Below are 1,551 nucleotides of genomic sequence, written 5' to 3' on the forward strand. Positions count from 1 at the left end.
GTCGACCGTGAACAATCCGAGCCCTAAGCGGCGACCGGCTTCGGCCGGATTTGAAGCAGGGCAATCAAGAGCGACAAAAACCCCTTCAGCCACCTGAGCAGGAGGGAGAAGTTGTAGCCGGCGGCGGCCAGGATGGCGTTGAGGGTGTCGCCCTGCTGGCCGGCGAGGTAGTTGCGGCCCATTCTGTGTTCGCTCTTGATGTGGCCGATGACGGGCTCGACCGCCGACCGCCGTCGCATCTGGCGCTTGATGGCTGGGGTGACGCGGCGTTTCTGGCCCGCGGTGAAGACCCTGAGCTTGTGGCTCTGCGGTGCGTTGTGGCCGCGATAGCCGGCGTCGGCGAGGATGCGGCCGATCTCGTTGCCGATGGTCTTTTCCATGTCGGGGATGACGCTTGCCAGCGTGTGGCCGTCATAGGGATTGCCGGGCAGTGCTTTTGCATGCAGGGCGAACTGGCCGCCCCTGGAGCGCTTCAGCGTGGTGGCCACCGACACCTTCACCCCGAACTCGTAGGGCGCATGCGCCTTGCCCTTGCCGATGCATTCCACCTCGTGTGCGTGCAGGCTGTAGATCTTGCGGCCGCGCTGGCGCTGGCGTTGCTCGAGAACGGTGGCGGCCTGGTAGAGCGGCCATTTGAACAGCGCGTCCAGCCCCTGATCGCCGGCGATCTGGCGACCAATGTCGCGAATGGTCCGGCCGAGATAGGTCTTGAGCTTGCGTAGCGCCTTGTTGGCCCGCTTGAACTGCTTGGCGTGGGCATAGCGCTGGTGGCTGATCAGCGCCAGCTTGCCGACCCGCACATAACTCTGGCGCAAATGGAGACCCGTCCTCTTGGCCAGCCGCACCAGCCGTTCGCGTGCCCGATGGATGAGCTTGGCGTCGGTCGGGAACATGACGTTCTTCGGCTGCACGGTGGTGTCGACGATCACCTGGCGCGTGTCGGCCGGTTTCATCGCCCCGGTCTTGACCGCGAGGCTGAGGCTCTCCTGCAACAGCACCATAATCCGCTCCTCGCCCATACGGCTGCGCCAACGCGTCATCGAGGAGCGGTCGAACGGCAGCGTATGGCAAAAGAACGTCTCGCCGGTGAGATACTGGAAATAAGGGTTCTCCACCCAGCGCTCGCACAGCACCTCATCCGACAGGTTGAAGGTGTGCTTGAGGATCGCCAGCCCCGCCATCAGCCGGGTCGGCAGCGGCGGCATGCCGGGGCCGTCCGAATAGACGGCGCCGAAACGCTCCTCCAGCACCGGCCAGTCGATCGCCTGCGCCAGCCGCACCAGCTCGTGCTTCATGTTGATGATTTGGTCGAGCCGGGAGCGGAACAGGTCCTGCTCTCCCGTCTCGCGCTTCTCGCGTGGCCTGGACATTCGCTGTCCCCTCGATTCGCCGCCGCCGAACCGAGTGAATCACGCTCCGCGCCACAAGGGAATCGCAAAACCGAATTGCAGGAAAACAGCGTCCAAATACCGCTAATCCTGCAATTCCAAAGCCGCTATCCGCCTCAATCAACAGGCCAGATCAATGGCTTGCGGATAGTTCACGGCCGAC

Annotated in this window: 1 protein-coding gene; it reads right to left on the reverse strand. The window is 63.8% G+C overall.

The window, feature by feature from the left end:
• Positions 1-23: 23 nt before the first annotated feature.
• Positions 24-1,370 (reverse strand): IS5 family transposase, encoded by a 1,347-nt coding sequence (locus CK228_RS34570; RefSeq protein ID WP_063169227.1) that lies wholly within the window; start codon positions 1,368-1,370, stop codon positions 24-26.
• Between the last annotated feature and the right edge of the window lie 181 nt (positions 1,371-1,551).

The sequence above is a fragment of the Mesorhizobium sp. WSM4312 genome, assembly GCF_002294875.1.
GTDB lineage: Bacteria > Pseudomonadota > Alphaproteobacteria > Rhizobiales > Rhizobiaceae > Mesorhizobium.

Coding starts and splice junctions, on each gene's coding strand:
- CK228_RS34570 (WP_063169227.1), bottom strand. CDS start 1,370: ATGTCCAGGCCACGCGAGAAGCGCGAGACGGGAGAGCAGGACCTGTTC.